13 protein-coding genes and 1 pseudogene are annotated in these 17454 nt (G+C 71.7%); 5 read left to right on the top strand and 9 right to left on the bottom strand.

Annotated features, from left to right (window positions below; all coding sequences use genetic code 11):
• The first annotated feature begins 7 nt into the window (after positions 1-7).
• Positions 8-526 (top strand): outer membrane beta-barrel protein, encoded by a 519-nt coding sequence (locus ACX114_RS28020; RefSeq protein ID WP_120581588.1) that lies wholly within the window; start codon positions 8-10, stop codon positions 524-526.
• Here the strand turns inward: ACX114_RS28020 and ACX114_RS28015 are convergent.
• Positions 468-1316, bottom strand: a complete 849-nt coding sequence (locus ACX114_RS28015; protein WP_459289489.1) for an RDD family protein — start codon at positions 1314-1316, stop codon at positions 468-470. The genes ACX114_RS28020 and ACX114_RS28015 overlap by 59 nt on opposite strands.
• Before the next feature lie 214 nt (positions 1317-1530).
• Between ACX114_RS28015 and ACX114_RS28010 the strand changes: the two genes are divergently transcribed.
• Positions 1531-4635, top strand: coding sequence for a cyclic nucleotide-binding domain-containing protein (locus tag ACX114_RS28010; protein WP_459289487.1), 3105 nt, complete (start codon positions 1531-1533; stop codon positions 4633-4635).
• 1 nt (position 4636) lies between these two features.
• On the opposite strand, the gene ACX114_RS28005 is transcribed toward ACX114_RS28010, so the two are convergent.
• Positions 4637-6181, bottom strand: coding sequence for a hypothetical protein (locus tag ACX114_RS28005; protein ID WP_459289486.1), 1545 nt, complete (start codon positions 6179-6181; stop codon positions 4637-4639).
• A 306-nt stretch (positions 6182-6487) separates the two neighbouring features.
• On the opposite strand from ACX114_RS28005, the gene ACX114_RS28000 reads away from it, so the two are divergent.
• The 3 genes and pseudogenes from ACX114_RS28000 to ACX114_RS27990 all read left to right on the top strand — a co-directional run bounded on the left by ACX114_RS28000 (position 6488) and on the right by ACX114_RS27990 (position 9359).
• Positions 6488-7804: a bifunctional metallophosphatase/5'-nucleotidase gene (locus ACX114_RS28000; RefSeq protein ID WP_459300306.1), complete on the top strand. Its 1317-nt coding sequence runs from the start codon at positions 6488-6490 to the stop codon at positions 7802-7804.
• A gap of 100 nt (positions 7805-7904) precedes the next feature.
• Positions 7905-8918: a stage II sporulation protein M gene (locus tag ACX114_RS27995; protein WP_459289484.1), complete on the top strand. Its 1014-nt coding sequence runs from the start codon at positions 7905-7907 to the stop codon at positions 8916-8918.
• Positions 8915-9359, top strand: a pseudogene (locus tag ACX114_RS27990) (inorganic diphosphatase). Before ACX114_RS27995 ends, ACX114_RS27990 begins: the two are co-directional and overlap by 4 nt.
• Here the strand turns inward: ACX114_RS27990 and ACX114_RS27985 are convergent.
• From ACX114_RS27985 to rho, 7 genes are read right to left on the bottom strand one after another with little or no spacing between them, the layout of a single operon-like run.
• Positions 9356-9871 carry a GNAT family N-acetyltransferase gene (locus tag ACX114_RS27985; RefSeq protein ID WP_459289482.1) on the bottom strand — a complete coding sequence of 172 codons (516 nt, stop codon included), beginning with the start codon at positions 9869-9871 and terminating at the stop codon, positions 9356-9358. The pseudogene ACX114_RS27990 and the gene ACX114_RS27985 overlap by 4 nt on opposite strands.
• Before the next feature lie 9 nt (positions 9872-9880).
• On the bottom strand, positions 9881-11188 hold the full coding sequence (locus ACX114_RS27980; RefSeq protein WP_459289480.1) for a DUF58 domain-containing protein: 1308 nt from the start codon (positions 11186-11188) through the stop codon (positions 9881-9883).
• On the bottom strand, positions 11185-12183 hold the full coding sequence (locus tag ACX114_RS27975) for an AAA family ATPase (protein ID WP_459289478.1): 999 nt from the start codon (positions 12181-12183) through the stop codon (positions 11185-11187). The genes ACX114_RS27980 and ACX114_RS27975 overlap by 4 nt, the downstream gene beginning before the upstream one ends.
• On the bottom strand, positions 12180-13457 hold the full coding sequence (locus ACX114_RS27970; RefSeq protein WP_459289476.1) for a DUF4350 domain-containing protein: 1278 nt from the start codon (positions 13455-13457) through the stop codon (positions 12180-12182). The genes ACX114_RS27975 and ACX114_RS27970 overlap by 4 nt, the downstream gene beginning before the upstream one ends.
• The gene (locus ACX114_RS27965; RefSeq protein WP_459289474.1) at positions 13450-15327 is read right to left on the bottom strand and encodes a DUF4129 domain-containing protein; all 1878 of its coding nucleotides are present in this window, start codon (positions 15325-15327) and stop codon (positions 13450-13452) included. Before ACX114_RS27965 ends, ACX114_RS27970 begins: the two co-directional genes overlap by 8 nt.
• Positions 15328-15331: 4 nt before the next feature.
• Positions 15332-15598 (bottom strand): hypothetical protein, encoded by a 267-nt coding sequence (locus tag ACX114_RS27960; protein ID WP_459289472.1) that lies wholly within the window; start codon positions 15596-15598, stop codon positions 15332-15334.
• A gap of 58 nt (positions 15599-15656) precedes the next feature.
• Positions 15657-17249 carry a transcription termination factor Rho gene (gene rho / locus ACX114_RS27955; protein ID WP_459289470.1) on the bottom strand — a complete coding sequence of 531 codons (1593 nt, stop codon included), beginning with the start codon at positions 17247-17249 and terminating at the stop codon, positions 15657-15659.
• Positions 17250-17454: the final 205 nt, after the last annotated feature.

Raw genomic sequence — 17454 nt, 5'->3', positions numbered from 1 at the left:
CCCCGCCATGCGTACCTACCTTTGTGCTTTCGGCTTGCTCGCTGCCCTGCTGGGCGCGGCTCCTGCTCACGCGCAGTTCTCCAACCGGAGTCTGGGCCTGTCGCTGGGCTACATGGACTTCAAGCGCACCGCGGGCCTCGCGGGGACGCCGTTCATCGGCCTGGAGGGCAGCCTCTACATCGAGAACGGCTTCGAGGTCGTCTCGCTGTCGAAGCTGATGTTCCCGACGGACACCTTCTCCACGCCGGAGAAGCGCGTGGTGGGCCTGGCCCCGTCGCTGGGCATCCGGTACCTGCTGCTGGAGGAGACCATCCGCCCCTACATCGGCACGGACGTGAGCTACCTCATCGTCTTCAAGGAGAGCATCAGCAACTTCGTGGGCATCGGGCCCAACGCGGGCGTGGACTTCTTCCTCAGCGACTCGGTGAGCCTGGGCGTGCGCGCGCAGTACAACTTCTACATCGCGCTCAACGAGGATACGCAGACGTCGCTGACGGGCTCCGTGGGCCTGGCGACGTACTTCTAGGTCCGGACGTGGGCCGCCCCGGGCGCGTGGCCGGGGCGGGCAGCAGGGCGGCGGCGACGAGCAGCGTCCACTTCTCATCCGAGAGGTGGGCGGGCTTCTGCATGGCGAGCGAGTCCTGGAGCCGGGCGCCCAGCGCGGAGAACAGCGTGAGCCGGGCCTCCAGCCGCAGCTCCTCGCGGCGCAGGGCGGCGGACAGCACCAGCTCCCGCTCCTCGGTGGACAGCCGCTTCACGCGCGAGACGAACAGCGGATCCGCCAGGAGGCCCTCCTCGCCGCGCGTCTCGATGGCGGAGGGCACCTTGAGGCGCCGCTCGCGCACGACGATGGTTCCGGCCAGGAGGTCCCCCAGCCGCTGGTGCGAGCGCGACACGAGCGCGACCGAGCCGCCCACGAGGTAGAGCAGCGGCAGCCGGTCCACCACGCGCGCCAGGTTGCGCAGGGCCGCGTGGTAGAAGCCGATGCGCACGCCGCTCTCCTGGATGACCCGGAGCGACATCACGCGCTTGCCCACCGTCTGGCCGGCCCACACGGTCTCCAGCGTGATGCCGTAGCCCCAGTCCACCAGGAAGTAGACGACGATGCCCAGCGCGCTGGCGAACCCCGGGAATGCGGCCATGGCCACCTGGAACACCAGCAGCACCACCGTCGAGACGAAGCCGACGATGAGCGCGTCCACCAGCCACGCGAGGAAGCGCGAGTACACCCCCGCCAGCGTGAAGCGGAACTCCACGTACTCCGGGGTCAGCACCGTGTGGGTGCCGTCGAGCAGGGTGTCAGGGGTGGGCGTCACGGCGCCGGAGTGTACGCCACGCGGCCCGCGTTCCGTGGGGCTCCACGGAGTGACCTTTTCCGTGGGGGGCGCAAGGACTCCCAGTCCGGAGTCTGGCCCTGACGCCGGGCAGGCGGGCAGCCAGCTCGGACGAGAGGGCGGATGCTCGCGGGACCTGAAGAGTGGTATTCGTGAATAGCGGGCTCCACGTTATCCTGTCCGCATCCCCGCGCCCGTGGCCCCTTCTGAAACCTCATCCTGGAACCGCCGCGTCCTGCCGGCGGGTGCGTTCCAGTTCGCGCTCATCGCGGGAGTGACGCAGCTCAAGACGTCCGCGAACGCGCTGGTGCTGTCGCGCTTCGAGTCCCAGGCGCTGCCGTACCTCTACCTCCTGGGTGCGTTGATGACGGCGTCGCTGACGCTGTTGCCGCGCGGCCGGCCGGACGCGCCCACGGAGTCCCCGGGCATCCTCACGGGTGTGGGCGGAGTGCTGGCGCTGGGGCTGGCGGCGGCGCTGTCTGCGGGGCAGCGCATGCCGGCGCTGGCGCTGTACCTGTTCGCAGACTGCTTCAGCACGTTCGTGTCGTTCCGCTTCTGGGGCCGGATGGCGTCCGCGTTCGACGCGCGCGAGGCGCGCCGGGCCTTCACCGTGCTCAATGGCTTTGGCATGGGCGGCGGCATCGCGGGCGGTCTCCTGGTGCAGGCGCTGGCGGTGCGGCTGGGCACGCCGGCCGTGGTGGTGAGCGGCGCGGTGAGCCTGCTGGCGGCGGGCGCCATCTTCCACCACCTGCACAAGGCGGAGCCGGCGCCGCCCCCGCGCACGCGCTCGCTGCAGGCGTGGTTCCCGGCGTGGAGCTACCTGGGGGAGAGCCCCTACGCGCAGGTGCTGGCGGCGCTGGGCATCGCGTTCGCGGTGCTGTCGTCCTTCGTGGACTACCTCTTCCGCCTGCGCGTGGAGGGCACGCTGAGCGAGGACGGGCTGGCGGCGCTGTTCGGCTCGCTGCAGCTCTGGATTGGCCTGTTCTGCGTGGCGTTCCAGCTGCTCGTGGCGGAGCGGCTGCTCAAGCGCATGGGCCTGCTGATGTACCTGGCGCTGGTGCCGATGGTGCTCGCGCCGCTGGCGGGCGCCACGCTGGCCACCGGGCAGTTGTGGCCGGTGCACCTGCTGCGGCTGGTGGAGACGGCAGTGAGCTACTCCATCCTCCCGGTGGGCATCCAGTTGCTCTACGCGGCGGTGCCGGACGAGCAGCGCGAGGGGCTGCGGAGCGCGGTGGATGGCCTCCTGCGCAAGGGCGGTGTGGTGCTCGCGGGCCTGTTGCTCATCGGCGCGGGCCGGGGCGCCAACGGCATCACCATGGCGGTGGCGGTGGTGGCGCTGTGCGCCGCGCTGGGCCTGCTGCTCGTGCGCCTGAAGCCCGCGTACCTCACGGCGCTGGGCGAGCAGGTGGGCGCCCACGAAGAGGAAGAGGTGGAGCTGGGCGGCGAGGCGCAGAAGCTGCTGGTGGAGGCGCTCGGCGCGCCCACGCCGGAGCGGGTGCTGCGCGCGGTGGACATGCTGGAGCAGGCGGAGGCCGCGCCCCTGCGGCAGCACCTGGCCGCGCTCCTCTCCCATCCCCACGAGCGCGTGCAGGAGCGCGGCGTGACGCTGGCCCTGTCCTTCGATGCCCGCGAGCTGGCGCCCATGCTGGAGCGGCTGGTGGAGGAGGGCCCCCGGCGCCCTCGCGACCAGGCCGTGTGGGCCCTGGCGCGGCTGTCCCCGGAGCGCGCGGAGCGGCTCCTGCCGCCGCTGCTCACCAGCTCCGACGTGGGGCTGCGCTGCGCGGCGATTGGCGCGCTGATGCGCACGCAGGGCAACTCCGCAGCGCTGGAGTCGCTGCGAGAGTTGCTGGCGAAGGGCGACCACGCGCCCGTGGCCGAGCGGCGCGAGGTGGCGCGGCTGTTGGGCCGGCTGAAGGACCCCCGGTTCGCGGGACCGCTGTCGCTCTACCTGGAGGACATGGACATCTCCGTGCGGCGCGTGGCGCTGGTGGCGGTGGGGGAGGGCGGCTACGTGGAGCTGGCGCCGCGCCTCCTGCCGTTCCTCGGCTGGCGCGAGGAGCGTCCGGCCGCGCGTGAGTCGCTGGTGCAACTGGGCGACGCGGTGACGCCGCTGTTGGAGCTTCAGCTCAACAACAAGGCCGCGCCGCTGGCCATGCGGATGCAGCTGCCCCGCGTGCTGCGCGGCATCGGTTCGTCCGCGGCGCTCAACGCGCTCCTGTTCTCCAACGTGCGCGACGACGCGGCGCTGCACTTCCGCATCGGCGCGCAGTTGTCGCGTCTGCGTGAGGAGCAGCCAGACCACCCGGTGGACGTGGACCGCATCCACGAGGCGCTGGGCCGCCGCCGCGACACGTACCGCCAACTGGTGGGCGCCTTCCGCGACGTGCAGGCCGCGCTGGGGCCCCAGTCGCTGCTCACCCGCGCGGTGGGCGACCGGTTGGATCAGGCGCTGGAGCTGTCGTTCTTCCTGTTGGGCCTTCTGCACCCGCCGCAGGCCATGCGCCGCATCCACCAGCACCTGGTAGGCAATGATTCGCGCCGCCGCGCCTATGCGCTGGAGCTGCTGGAGAACCTGGTCGCGCAGGAAGAGCGCGAGCTGGTGATGGAGCAGGTGGAGGCCCACCACCGCGAGTTGCCGCCTGGAGCGCCGGGCCGTCTGTGGCGGCGGCTGGCGGGGCTCGTGCAGAGTGAGGACCTGGTGCTGCGCGCGTGCGCCCGCCACGTGGCGCGGGTGAACGGCCTGGACGTGCTCCCGCAGGAGGGTGACATGAGCGATACCATCGTCCAACGGATGTTCGCCCTGGAGGGCGTGAGCGTCTTCTCGCAGAGCGACGTGGACGACATCGCCGCCATCGCGGAGGTGGCGCGCGAGGCGTCCTACAAGGCGGGCCAGCGGCTCTACAGCCAGGGTGACCCGGGCGACGCGCTCTACGTCATCGTCGAGGGCGCGGTGGACGCGTTCCGCAACGGCGAGCACGTGCTGCGCTTCCAGGCGAAGGAGGCCATTGGCGAGGTGAGCCTGCTGGACGGCGCGCCCCGGCCCACGGACATGGTGGCCGCGGTGGACTCGCGCGTGCTCGTCATCGACCGGCGCGACTTCCTGGACCTGCTCGCGGACCGGCCGGAGCTGCTCACCGGCTTCTTCCGCTCCGTGAGCCAGCAGCTCCAGAGCGTCATCGACCTGCCCGCGCGCCGTGAGGAGGGCCAGCGGCTGGAGCTGGGCGCCCCCCAGCAGCCCCACTCGCCGCTGGAGGGCATTGGCGGCCTGCCGCCCGAGGGCAACGCGCCCTCGGACGTGTGAGTCAGTCCCCCGCGCCGTGCGGGGGCGGCGCCTCACCGCTCTTGAGCGCGGGCGGCTGCACCGGATCCAGTCCCAGGAGGTGCGCCGAGGCCACCGGGATGAACGGCCGCGTGAAGCAGCGGAACGGCGGGAGGCTGCCCACGAACCGCGTGAAGGCGAGCCCCGCGAACACCCACGGCTGACGCTCCACCGCGGCGATGGGCGCGGCGACGCCTTCCGCGCGGTGGGCCAGGCGCGCCACGTAGTTGCGCAGGGGCCATCCGTGCAGGACGGGCAGCGTGCTCCAGACGCGCACGAACCAGGGCGGACGCGTGACGGGGGCCATCCACGCGCGGTCGCTCTTGGCGGCGGTGAAGACGAGGAGCCACCAGAAGCCCCAGATGCCGCTGAGGATGGTGAACGATTTCGGGAACCAGCACAGCGGGATGCAGAGCAGGAGGATGGCGGGGATCCCCATCACGAACAGCAGGAACGCCCTCCAGCGGCGCTGGAGCTTGGAGCGCAGCCAGGGGACGTTGAGGCGCACGTGCGGGGTGATTTCAGGATCCTCGGGCGGCACGCCAGTGGCGAGGCTGGCCTCGCGGGAGATGACCGTGTGGTAGTCGCGCGACAGGGCGACGACGATCCACTGCACCGCGCTCAGCGAGCCGAAGAAGAGCGCCCAGAACTCCCAGCTGCCCAGGAAGAAGATGCCGTTGCGCACCGTGGGCGCGTCGATGTTGAACCCCTCCTTCTGGGGCTCCTTCTGGACGCGTGGGCCCTTCCGCTCCTCCTCCGAGACGTCAGCAATGTCCCGGAGGGCCTGCTCCACCTCCGCCCGGATGAAGGTGGAGAGCGAGTCGTCCTGAGCGTCCTCTTCGTTCGTGTCCTCTTCAGGGCCCGTGGCCTGTTCGCCCTCGCTCGCGGCGGCCCTGGCCTGCTCGGCGGCCGCCCGGCGCTCCTCCGCCGCCTCTTCGGCGGCATCCGCGGCCTCATCGACCGCGTCCCCGGCGGCAGCGGCGGCTTCATCCGCGGGGAGGTCGCCCTTCTGGCCGGAGGTGATGGCCTCGTGGATGAGCGCGTTCAGCGCCTCCTTCACGGCCGCCGCATCCTCCTTCGGCTGGCCCTTGCCCTTCGGGGCCTTCAACGCGGCCTCCAGCTCCTTCGCCCGCGCCTCGATGCGAGCCTGCGCCCGCTCGCGCGCGGCCCGGGTCTCGGCCGTCTCCGGTCGCTTCGGCTTCGCCCCGTCGAACTCGTGGAACGCCCAGCCCGCGGCGATGGCCAGCAGGAACGCGGTCTGGAGCGCGGTCACCTTCAAGTAGGTGGCGCGGACCCCCGGGCTCGCGAGCGTGACGCGGGCGATGTGGAAGGGCAGGGCCACCCCATAGAAGAACTGGCGGATGCGCCCCTTGGGCAGCTGGCCCTTCGTGGACTGGAAGTGCTCGGCGCCACCCCGGACCTCGCCCCACAGCTCCGAGGCGAAGTTCCGGCCCCGGGAAGCCCCTTGGCCGCTGGGAGACCCGCCGTCCTTCTCCTCCTGTAAAGGCTTGAAATCCTTGCCTTTCATGCCCGTCATTGCGTCACGCTACCACGTCGGGGATGTGCTAAAGGCCCGGCCGTGAACCCGAACCCTCTCTCGCTGCGTCCCTTCCGTCGTCCCTCCCGCCAGCTCACGCTGTCGTCCGGCGCGCTGGTCCTCGCCCTGGGAGCCCTCGCGGGTTGTGAAAAGACCCCCCCGCCGGCTCCGGCCACGCCGCCCCCCGCGGCCGAGCCCGCGAAGCCCGCCGTGCCCAATGAGGTGACGGTGCTCGTCACCGGCAGTGCCCGTGGCCAGCTGTTGCCCGTCGAGGGCAAGGGCGGCGCCGCGGAGCTGATGGGCCGCTGGGTGAATGATGAAAAGCACTGTGCCGGTCCGCTGAAGGACGGCCAGGCGACCTGTCCGGATGCCGGCACGCTCGCCCTGACGACGGGCGACCTGTGGACGGGCCCGGCCATCTCCTCGTTCTTCCTGGGTGCTCCGACGGCCGAAGTGATGGGGCACATGGGCTATGCGGCCTCCGCTCTGGGCAACCACGAGCTGTCGTACGCCAAGGATTCCTTCCTGAAGAACCGCACGGCCGGGGGCTTCCCCTTCCTGGCGGCGAACCTGAAGGTGACGGACGCGACGCTGGCCAAGGACCTGTCCATGCCCGCGTTCCAGGTCTACGAGCGTCGGGGCCTGAAGATTGCGGTGGTGGGCCTCACCTCCCAGAAGACGGTCCGCACGGCCATGTCCGGCCGCGCGGAGGGCCTGGAGGTCACCCCCAACGAGGACGCGCTGAACACGGCCGTTCCGGAGGCGCGCAAGGCGGGCGCGGACGTGGTGGTGATTGTCGCGGACCAGTGCCCCACGGACCTGCAGCCGGTGCTGGCGAAGCACGCGGACTGGAAGGTGTCCCTGGTGGCCGGTGGCCGCTGCGGCACGGACGCTCCGGGCGTGAAGACGGAAGGTGACACCACCTACGCGTCGCTGGGCCGCGGCTTTGATTCGTACCTGCGCGCGCAGCTGAAGTTCGACCCGTCGAAGGCGGCGGGCCAGAAGCTGACCGGCGTGGACACTAAGGTCGTCGAGGTCGCGGGCGGCACGCCGGACGCGGAGACGGCGAAGCGCATCGCGGAGTGGCAGACGAAGGTGGACCAGGCGCTGGGCCGGAAGATCGGCTTCACCAAGACGGGCATCCCGCAGGACTCGCCGCTGATGGCGAAGTGGGTGGCGGGCGCGGTGCGCACGCAGCTCAACACCGACGGGGCCATCCTCAACAAGGGCGGCATCCGCAATGGCCTGGCCAAGGGCGACGTGACCCTGGGCAGCGTGTATTCCGCGATGCCGTTCGAGAACTCGCTGCTCACCGTGAAGCTCAAGGGCGAGGACCTGGCCAAGCAGCTGGCGAACCCGGACGCGCTCGTGGCCGGCTTCACCGCGGCGGGCAAGGGCAAGTTCAAGGACGCCCAGGGCAAGGCGCTGGATCCGAAGAAGGAGTACACGGTCGCCACGGTGGAGTACCTGTACTTCGGCGGTGACGGCTTCGACTTCGAGAAGCTGGACACCGACCCGGCGGAGACGGGCATGGCGTGGCAGACGCCGGTCGTCGAGTGGACGGAGGCCCAGGCCTCCACCGAGGCGAAGCCGCTGGAGAAGTTCATCAAGTAGCGCTTCGTGGTTTTGAAGCACCGGGGCGCCGGAGTCCTCCCTCGAAACGGGGAGGGCGGCCGGCGCCTCGCCGTTGCCGGGGCTCGGTTAGAGTGGGCCCATGGAGATGGCGGAGTTCATCGAGACGCGGCGTCCGCGCTGGCAGCAACTGGAGTCGCTGCTGGACAAGTCCGAGGGCGAGGGGCTGCGCAAGCTGAGCCTGGATGAGGCCCGCTCGTTGGGGAAGCTGTACCGCGCTGTCTCCAGCGACCTGCTGTGGGTGCGCGCGCGCAGCGGATCCGCGGACGTGAGCGCGTACCTCAACGACCTGGTGGGCCGCGCGTACGCGCTGACGTATCCGGGCAGCCGGCCCCGGTTCGCGGACGTGTGGGCCTTCGTGGCGCGCGGCTTCCCGGCGCTCCTGCACCACGAGTGGCGCATGTACGTGGTGTCGGTGCTGCTGTTCCTGGCGGGCGCGGGCTTCGGCTACGTGGGCATGGTGGTGGATCCGGACGCCGCGCACTACCTGGTGCCCGAGCAGCACCTGAGCCTGGACCCCGTGAAGCGCGCCGCGGACGAGGCCGCGGGCAAGGGCATGACCGTGGAGGAGCAGGCCCAGTTCTCCTCGTTCCTCTTCACGCACAACATCCAGGTGGCGTTCCTGGCGTTCGCGCTGGGCATCACGCTGGGGCTGGGCACGGCGGTGATGCTGTTCACCAACGGCCTGTTCCTGGGGGCGCTCGCGCAGGTGTACGCGGCGAAGGGGATGGCCGGGTGGTTCTGGGCGTGGATATTGCCGCACGGCATCCCGGAGATTTCGGCCATCTGCATCGCGGGCGCGGCGGGGCTCGTCATCGCGCGGGGCATGGTGGCGCCGGGTGGGTTGTCGCGTGGGCAGGCGCTGCGCAAGGAGGCGGTGACGGCGGTGAAGCTGTTGTTCGGCACGCTGGTGCTGTTCGTGCTCGCGGGCTTCATCGAGGGCACCGTGTCGCAGATCCATCCGCCGAAGCTGTCGGTGGGCTTCAAGATCGGCTTCGCGCTCACGGTGGGGACGGGCGTCTACGCGTACCTGCTCTCGGACTGGATGCGCGGCCGGCGTGGGGATGCGCGGGCGACGGCGGAGCTGGCGGGATGAGCGGGCCGGACCTGGCCGTGCCTCCGCTGCCTCGCGAGCCGGAGGTGCTGATTGAGTGCCCGCGCTTCTCGATGGTGAAGCGGCGCGCGGATGGCTCGGTGGACTTCGTGTCGCCGCTGCCGTGCCCGTACAACTACGGCTCCATTCCGGGCCTGCTGTCGGATGACGGGGATCCGCTGGACGCGGTGGTGCTGGGGCCTCGGCTGCCGCAGGGGCAGCGCGTGCGCGTGCCGGTGGTGGCCGTGCTGGGCTTCATCGACGCGGGGAAGGGCGACCCGAAGGTGGTGTGTGGGACGCACCCGATGACGCCCTCGGAGCGCGCGGGCCTGGAGCGTTTCTTCCGCGTCTATGCCCTGTTCAAGCGGAGGCCTGCACCGAGTGCGGGGAGACGTGCCCGATACGCGGTTCGTGGGCTGGCTGCGCGAGGGCGCCGAGTCCTAGCCAAGGACCTTGGTCATCTTCAGGACCCGGTTCCATTTGAGGCCCTGTTCGATGGGGCCCACCCATTGCTCCGGCTGGAAGCCCACGCGCGTCCAGAAGCGGCGCGCGGCCTCGTTGTCCTCCACCACCGCCACGCGCAGCAGCCGGCCGCCGTTCGCGCGCACGTAGTCCGCGTAGGCGTTGAGCACGGCCTCGCCCCGGCCGTGGCCCCGGGCCTCCGGCGCGAGGAGCATCAGGCCGATGTACCACTCCCCCCGCGCCGGGAAGTCACGCAGGGCTTCGAGCAGCCCCGCGAGGCCACCCCGTGCGTCGCGAAGCGCGAAGACGTGCCCCTGGCCGGGAGCGAGGTTGGGGGGCCGCTCGTTGGGGATGTTCCGGGCCTGATCCGGGAGGGCGGGACGGCCGTAGGCGAGCTGGTGGTAGTCCTCGCAGCGGTCGAGGAGCGGTTGCAGGAGGTGCGTGTCGTTGTCGTCGACAGGCTCCGCCGTGAAGTCCGCTGTCTGGAAGGCCATGGGGGGCTCCTACAGGACGCCGCGCGCCTTGATGTCGAGATACCGATTCACCGCCGCGAGGCTCAGTTCGTCCGGCGCCACGTCGAGCATCTGCACGCCGCCCCTGCTCACGCGTGCCTTGAGCACCTCTCGGTCCGTGAGCAGCTCCGATGCCACCGCGTGCTGGAAGGCTTCCTCCGGACCTGACGGCGGCGTGCGCAGCAGCTTCTGGAGCGCCGTGTCCTTCACGGACAGGCACAGCGGGACGTGGCGGCGGGCCAGCCGGTGCAGCGGGGCCACCAGCGTCCCGGCCTGCTCCTCGTCCAGGAAGTCCGTGAAGACGCACAGCAGGCTGCGCCGGTTGAGGCGCACGTTGAGCTCCTTGAAGAGCGCCAGGTAGTCCACGTACGTGAGGCTGGGCGTCGCGGAGTAGAGCGTGTCCACCAGCTTGCGGTACTGGCCCCGGCCCGCCGCGGGCGGCAGGTAGGCCTTCACTCCGTCCGCGAAGAGCGCCAGGCCCACGCGGTCCCCGTTGCGGATGGCCACGAAGGCGAGGAACAGCGCCGCGTTCACCGCGTGATCCAACTTGGTGAGGCCGTCCACCTGGGCCGCCATGGAGCGCCCCGCGTCCACGCAGATGATCAGCGCCTGCGAACGCTCCGATTCCAACACCCGCGTCACCGGCTTGCCCCGGCGTGCGGTGGCCTTCCAGTCCACGTCGCGCACGCTGTCGCCCTGGGCGTAGTCACGCAGGCGCGCGAACTCGCTGCCCTGGCCGTCGCGCCGTAGTTGCCTCAGGCCCAGGTTCACCAGGTCCAGCGCCGCGCCGGACAACAACAGCCTCCGGGCTCCTCGCAGGTCCGGGTACACCGACACGGAGCGCTCGGCCGGGAAGGTGCGCTCGTGCGAGACGAGCCCCAGTGGGCCGCGCACGCGCACGTGCACGGCGCCGAAGCTGAACTTGCCGCGCTTCGCGGGCGTGGCCCGGTACACCCACTGCGTCTGGCTGTCCGGCGTGAGGCGCAGCGTGGCCTCCGAGGGCTCCGTGGTGAACGATGGCGGCGCGTCGTCCTTCACGCGCACCTCCACCGTGCCTCCGCCCCGGTGCACCAGGCGCAGCTCGACGCGATTGGCCACGCCCACGTTGAGGCGCTCCGGCAGCAGGCGCTCCACCTCCAGCCGCACGCGGCGGACCTGGAGGAAGTCGAACGCGGCCAGCGCCACGGCCAGCGCGTCCAGCGCCAGCACCGCGCCGCCCAGACCCGGGAAGAAGCCCGCAAGCGCCATGGGCAGCGCGAGCAGGGCAAGCAGCCCCCACAGGCGCTCGGAGGGAATCACCGGGGGACCTCGACGCCCTGGACCACCTCGCGCAGCACGTCCGCGGACGTGGCCCCATCCAGCTCCGCGTCCGGCGACAGGAGCAGGCGGTGGCGCAGCACCGGGCCCACCAGGAAGCGCACGTCGTCCGGCGTCACGAAGTCGCGGCCCCGCAGCGCCGCCAATGCCTTCGACGCGAGCAGCAGGTGCACGCCCGCGCGCGGCCCCGCGCCCAGACGGATGTTGGGCGAGCTGCGCGTCGCCGCCACCAGCTTGCGGATGTACGCGAGGACCGGCGGCTCCACGTTCACCGTGTTGAGCGCCGCGCGCGCCTGGAGCAGGTCGTCCTTCGTCACCGCCGCGTTCACGCCCGCGCGGGCCAGGTCGCCCGCGTCGAAGCCCCGGTGCACGGACTCGAGGATGGCTTCCTCCTCCTCCGGCGCGGGGTAGCCCACGTCGATCTTCAGGAGGAAGCGGTCGAGCTGCGCCTCGGGGAGCGGGTACGTGCCTTCCGACTCCACCGGGTTCTGCGTGGCGAACACCGTGAACATGGGCGACAGCTGGAGGTTCTTGCCCTCCAGCGACACGGCGCGCTCCTGCATGGCCTCCAGCAGCGCGGACTGCGTCTTCGCCGGGGCGCGGTTGATTTCGTCCGCCAGCAGCAGGTCCGTGAAGATGGGGCCACGCGCGAGCACGAAGGCCTGCGACTTCAGGTCGAAGACGCTGGTGCCCAGGATGTCCGCGGGCATCAGGTCCGGCGTGAACTGGATGCGCTTGAAGTCCGCGCCCACGCTGCGCGACAGCGCCTTGGCCATCAGCGTCTTGGCCACGCCGGGCACGCCCTCCAGGAGGATGTGTCCGCCGGCCACGAGCCCGCAGAGCATCAGCTCCAGCGGTTCGTCCTGTCCGACCACGGCCTTGCGCACCTCCGCGAGGACGCCCTCACGGATGGCGTTCGCGGACCGCACGGCGTTGCCGGTGTCCGGGAAGGGAGGAGGGGAGAAGGGCGCGTTCATGAGGTTCCGGGGCGGGGCCGGCCGGTGCCGGCGGGGTGGATGCGCTCGCGCACGTGCGCGGCGGAAGTGGCGAGGGCCTGCATGTCGGCGTCCGTCTGGACGGTCTCGGACTGGCGGGCCACGTCGAGCAGCCCGTCCGCCAGGTCCTGGCGTCCGCGCGTGCGCAGCCCCTCCGCGACGGCGGTGGCGGTGGAGTGCGAAGGCAGGCCCGCGAGCGGCGCCAGCTGCTGCGTGAGGCCGCGCGAGATGAGCCCCGCCGCGAAGCCGTGGTGCTGGCCCTCGCGGTACAGGCGGCTCATGGCGAAGAGGGCGTCCGTGGCGCCCACGCGCATGGACTCGGGCGGAGGGAGCGGACGGCCGAAGCGCTTCAGCGCGCCCGCCCACAGCACGACGCCCAAGAGCAGCTGCGCGACGGCGAAGTGCAGGCCGTAGCGGCGCGCGAAGTCCACGAGCGAGCGCTCGTTGGTGAAGCCGTGGTGGAACTCGTCGAAGGCGAAGGGGCCGGGGCCCATGGCCTCCAGCGCGCTCAGCCAGAACTGCGCGTTGTCCGCCCTCGTCAGCGCCGGGTTCATCGCGAGCTCGGGGGCGCCCACCACCAGCACCCGGCCCTGGCCCGCTTGAATCACCGCCGCCACCGGGAAGCCCAGGCGTTCATCCTCCAGCACCGTGACGGCGCCCTCCGGCAGCCGGAGATAGGCCTGGACCTTCGCCTCCACGCGCTCCACACCCAGCGTGTACGGCGTGGGCAGCGATGGCACCAGCGTGCGCATGGGCAGCGTCACGTCCGCCTTGTCCAGCTTCACGCCCAGCTCATCCAGGAGCGCGTTCTCCCGCGAGCCCCAGGGCACGTACACGAGCGAGGCGCCAGCGCGGACATGGGACAGCACGCGCTCCACCTCCTCGTCGTCCAGTTGCTGCGCGCGCAGGGCGTTGAAGCCCGTGTGCGGCGCCTCCTCGTCGTCCACGCCCGCGTCCGGATCCGAGGCGAGCCGGGTCTGATCCGGATCCTCCTCGTGCGAGTCCTGGACCTCCACGGCGAGCAGCACCAGCGCCTCCTTGCCGGTGAGCAGGCGCAGGTCCGCCATGTTGCGCGTCACCGGCAGGCCGCTCTCCTGTGCGAGCAGGTACAGGGCGCGCGCGCCGTCCGGCTCCGCGCGGAAGGTGGACAATGGATCCGCGAAGCCGCCGCGCTGGGCGCCGCGCACCAGGAACGCCCCGAGCACGCCTGCGAGCAGCAGGCTCCCCAGCACGAGCAGCGGGAAACGGTCACGCACCGGCGGCCTCCTGCGCGGGCGGCGCGGCGAGCAGCGGGGCGGTGATGGCGCGGAACTCGGTGTAGCCGTCCGCGCTCACGGGCACGTTGCCGTACCACGCGAAGTCGAAGCGGCGCGTCAGCTCGCGGAACGGGGCCTTCACTTCAGGGCGGCCCCGGAACGCGCGCAAGTAGTCCCAGTTGGACAGTGTCTCGTCGTAGTGGATGGCGCCGTCGCGGTGCAGGCGCGACAGGAGCGCGAGGTACAGGTTGCGCACCGCCTCGCGGTACTCACCCTTCGCGGCCAGCGCGTCGGCCAGGTGCGCCCAGCCTTCCGGCGGACGCGACAGCGCATGGTCCGGATTGCCCGCGAGCGCCGCGGCGTCCACGGTGCTCACCTCCAGGTCCGGGCCCGAGCTCGCGCGCTTGCGCCGCAGCACGCTGACGACCACCACCCCCAGCACCGCCAGCGTCAGCGCGACCAGCATCACGACGAGGACGTTGGCCGCCGCGCCGCCGCTCACGGGCAGGGCCGTCTCCCGCGACTGGGGCCGCGGGTTGTTGCGCTTGAAGAAGTCCCTGAGCCACTCGCCCAGCTTGTCGATGAAGCGGCGCCACCAGCTCGACTCCGGAGGCGGGACCTCCTCCTCCTTCGGTTCGGCCGGGGCCTTGTCCGGACGCTCCTGGAACTCCGGCCGCGCGAGGATGGCCCGCGCCCGGTCCGTGGCCGCACGGGCGTCCGCGCGCGCCTGGGCCTCTGCGGTGGCCGTCACCTGCGCGAGCCCTTGCTCCAGCGTCACCGCCGCCGCCTCGCAGTCCTCGTCGTCGAAGGCCTGCTGCTCCAGGCGGCGCACGAAGCGCTCGAGCTTGACCGTCTCCCGCGCGTTCAGCGCATCGAAGTCCCGGAGCGCAGTGCCCTCCACCTGCTCCGGCAGCTCGCACTCCGTCGCGACCTTCTCCAGCCGGGCTCGCAGCGCCTTGCGTTCCTCGGGCGCGGCTTCCACCGGCGCGGGCGCCGCGAGGAGGAGGCCCGTGGCCAGCAGCAACGCCGCGGCCACGCCCTTCGAGGCGAGCTCCCCGCGCTGCGTGCTCCGCTCCGGGAGCTGCTGCACGGCGGCCAGCAGGTCCAGGCCCTCCTGCCGCACGCGCCCGTCCACCAGCAGCAGCGTGGCGGTCGCCGCGCGCAGGGGCTCGAAGAGGGCGAACGTCGTCGCGGCGAGGAACACGAGCCACGGCGGGTTGTCCAACGACGCGAACCGCTCCGCGAACGTCAGGTCGACGCCCACCAGCTTCCGCCCGAGGTACAGCAGGAAGTTGAGCCCCACGTGCAGGTTGAGGAACACCAGCACCTGCACGCCCATCAGCCAGCGCACCGCGGTGGCCGTCCCGCGCGACGGGCCGAGGAGCCGTGAGCCCACCGCGTACAGCTTCAGCGGGCTGCCCCGGCCCTGCATCGTCGCCGCGTAGCCCACGCCCTGCGCGGAGAGGAGGAACAGCGCGATGCCCAGCGAGAACGTCAGCGTCAGCACGTTGAAGAACGCCAGGTACGCCACGGCGATGAACAGGCTGGGCAGCTTCTCCAGCGCCGCGCGCAGGGACTGGCGCACGGACGGCTCCGCCTTCGCGCCCAAGAGCAGCTCCTGCACGTAGTGGCACGCCGCGCCCTGGCCCACGCCCCGCAGGAACCACGCGAGCGTCACGTACAGCGCGGGCAGGGTGGGGGAGCGGCCATGATCCACGGCGTCCAGCAGGTGCAGCAGCGCGGCCACCACCGCCGCGCCACCCGGTAGTGTGAGCGCCCACACGCCCGCGTCGCGCGCGCACAGGCGCAGCGCCGCGTCCATCAAGGCCACCGGACCCCGGGGGCGCAGTTCCAATGCGGAGACGGCCATCGCGTCAGCTCACCGCGTGCGCCGCCAACAGGACGCCGCCCCACACGAGCACGACGCCCACGAGCGCCAGCACCACGTGCGCCACGCTCCATTCGCGCCGGGGCGGCGGCCCCTCCAGCGCCTGGCGGCGCTTCTCGAGGCAGCTGGCGCAGCGGTTGATGCCCTCGAACTGCGTGGTGCACTCGCGGCAGATGACGCGCCGGCACTCCACGCAGACGCCCAGGTCCGCGCGGTCCGGGTGGTAGTGGCAGCGGCCCGAGCCCTGAATCATGCGCTCACCTTACGCAATCCAGGGCTCGCCACACCACCCCCGCGCGGGCGGGACGGGCCTACAACTCGTCGAAGAACTCGTCGTTGTAGGTGTACCGGCCGAGCCGTTTGACGAGCGCCTCCATGGCCTCCACCGGCTTCACGGAGAAGAGCATCTGCCGCAGCTTCTTCACCTTCTCGTACTCGCGCAGGGTGAAGAGCTTCTCCTCCTTGCGCGTGCCGGACTGGGCGATGTTGATGGCCGGGAAGACGCGCTTCTCCGCGAGCAGGCGGTCCAGGGTGACCTCGGAGTTACCCGTGCCCTTGAACTCCTCGAAAATCACCTCGTCCATGCGGCTGCCGGTGTCGATGAGCGCCGTGCCGATGATGGTGAGCGAGCCCGCTTCTTCCGTGGCGCGCGCGGCGCCGAAGATGCGCTTGGGGCGCTCCAGGGCGCGGCTGTCCACGCCGCCCGTCATGGTGCGGCCGGAGCTGTCGACCTCCTTGTTGTAGGCGCGCGCCAGGCGGGTGATGGAGTCCAGGAGGATGACCACGTCCTTGCCGGATTCCACCAGCCGGCGGGCGCGCTCCAGCGCGAGCTCCGCGACCTTGAGGTGGTCGCCCGTGGGCCGGTCGGAGCTGGAGGCGATGACCTCCGCCTTGATGCTCCGGCGCATGTCCGTCACTTCTTCCGGGCGCTCGTCGATGAGCACCACCATGACGTGGCACTCCGGGTGGTTCTGGATGATGGCCTGGGCGATCCGCTGGAGCATGATCGTCTTGCCCGTCTTGGGCGGGGCGACGATGAGCGCGCGCTGACCCTTGCCGATGGGCGCGATGAGGTCCAGCACGCGCGTGACCATCTCCTTGTGGCCGTTCTCCAGCTTCAGCCGCTCGGTGGGGTCCACGGAGGTGAGGTCCGCGAAGTGGGGCAGCCGGGGCGCGCCGTCCAGCGGGCGGCCGTCCACCGTGTCCACCTTCTGGATGACGCCCTTGTGGCCGCGCATCTGCGCGAACGCGGTGAGGTACTGGCCCTGCCGCAGGCGCAGCTTCTGCACCAGGTTCTTCGGCAGCTCCGGGTCGTCCGGCGACGCCAGCAGGTTGCGCTTCACCTGACGCAGGAACGCGTTGGGGCCCTTGGCCTCCGTGTCCAGCACGCCCTCCACGGGCGCCAGGTTCTGCTGCGGCGCGCCCTGGGCGTGGCCGCCGCGCTGCTGCTGCGGGTGACGCGGGTGCTCATGCCGCTGCGGCGGCGGACCGCCGTCCTGCGGGCGGTTCTCCTGGCCCTGCGGCTGGCCGCCGCCCTGGGGCTGCTGCTGTTGCTGCTGCGCCTGGCGCTGGCGGTACTGCTCCAGCTCCTGCGGCGTCAGGAAGACCTGCACCTGCTGCCCGTCCGGGCCCGCCGTCATGCGGTAGGCCTGGCCTTCCGGGGTGAAGTGCACCTGCGCGCCACGACGGCGGCGGCGGCGACGGCGGCGGCGGCCGCCCTGGCCGGGGGCTCCGGGGGCGCCGTTCTGGGCAGCGCCACCCGCGGAGGCCTCACCCTCGTCGGGGCCCTCGTCGCCCTCGTCGTCACCGCCGTCGTCGTCCGCCTCGGGGGGCGGGGGAGGGCGGGCGGCCGCGGGCGGAGGCGGCGGGTTGCGGGTCTCGGGGTTGTCGGAATTCTCGCTCATGGGGCTCCACGCGTGACGGCCCTTTGAGGGCGGCGGCCGTGAGCGGGCCCGCCGGGGACGTCAGGAAGCAGGTTTTGGGACAGGAAGCCGGACGCGGGGCCTGCGAGAAGGCCGAAACCGCCGGTTCCTGAAACCCCCCGACGGCCCTAGCGCCGGCCGGGAGGCACTCACCACCCTAACAGAGCGCCCGGATGGGGCGCCCGCA

Source organism: Corallococcus sp. M7 (genome assembly GCF_054512695.1).
This window is presented reverse-complemented; position numbering and strand designations above follow the sequence as displayed.

Coding starts and splice junctions, on each gene's coding strand:
- ACX114_RS28020 (WP_120581588.1), top strand. CDS start 8: ATGCGTACCTACCTTTGTGCTTTCGGCTTGCTCGCTGCCCTGCTGGGC.
- ACX114_RS28005 (WP_459289486.1), bottom strand. CDS start 6,181: ATGAAAGGCAAGGATTTCAAGCCTTTACAGGAGGAGAAGGACGGCGGG.
- ACX114_RS28000 (WP_459300306.1), top strand. CDS start 6,488: ATGGGCCGCTGGGTGAATGATGAAAAGCACTGTGCCGGTCCGCTGAAG.
- ACX114_RS27995 (WP_459289484.1), top strand. CDS start 7,905: ATGGAGATGGCGGAGTTCATCGAGACGCGGCGTCCGCGCTGGCAGCAA.
- ACX114_RS27985 (WP_459289482.1), bottom strand. CDS start 9,871: ATGGCCTTCCAGACAGCGGACTTCACGGCGGAGCCTGTCGACGACAAC.
- ACX114_RS27975 (WP_459289478.1), bottom strand. CDS start 12,183: ATGAACGCGCCCTTCTCCCCTCCTCCCTTCCCGGACACCGGCAACGCC.
- ACX114_RS27965 (WP_459289474.1), bottom strand. CDS start 15,327: ATGGCCGTCTCCGCATTGGAACTGCGCCCCCGGGGTCCGGTGGCCTTG.
- ACX114_RS27960 (WP_459289472.1), bottom strand. CDS start 15,598: ATGATTCAGGGCTCGGGCCGCTGCCACTACCACCCGGACCGCGCGGAC.
- rho (WP_459289470.1), bottom strand. CDS start 17,249: ATGAGCGAGAATTCCGACAACCCCGAGACCCGCAACCCGCCGCCTCCG.